Below are 631 nucleotides of genomic sequence, written 5' to 3'. Positions count from 1 at the left end.
TGGCCGTGCCTTCGAGAACCTGCAGCTGGGTGACGCCGCCTCGGTCAAAGTCACCGACACCACCGACGACGTCGTGGCTAAGCTGACTGCCACTCCTTCGGTTACCGAAGGTGGTGCGATCACCTACACCATTACGCTGACCAACAAAGACGGTCTGCCGATCGATAAACACTCGGCGCTGACCTTCACCTTGAGCGACGGCACCACCGTCATCACGGTTCCGGCCAACAGCACCACTGGTTTCACCACCGTGACTGCCCCGGACAACGTTTACGTTGGTACCAACGACGCGGTGATCAAGTCGATCGCCTCGGTTGATGGCGCGGATGTTGGTAAGTTCGAGAACCTGGTTCTGGACAAGACGCCGGTCAGTACTGCTGTCACTGACGAGCCTGGCTCGGGTACTCCAGGCGCTGGCAACGAAGGCGATCTGGTCAAGGTCACCATCACCGCCGATCAGGTATCGGTTGCTGAGAACGTGAAGCCGACCTTCACCGTTCACATCAACACCGCGCTGGCTCACGACCTGGTCGTGACGCTGAGCAACAACGCCACCGTCACCATCAAAGCGGGTGAAACCAGCGCGCCGTACACCCACGAAGCGCAGGGCGACGACGTCTACAAAGACGCT

The 631-nt window shown here is 59.7% G+C and carries 1 protein-coding gene; it reads left to right on the top strand.

The annotated features are described in order from the left end of the window. Positions 1-631 (top strand): immunoglobulin-like domain-containing protein (locus AC5PZ0_RS28280; protein WP_493856213.1); only part of this gene is annotated, 631 nt, incomplete at both ends.

The sequence above is a fragment of the Pseudomonas sp. 5.2 genome (assembly GCF_059025405.1).
The sequence above is the reverse complement of the archived record's forward strand: the minus strand, read 5'-3'. Positions and strand labels throughout refer to the sequence as shown.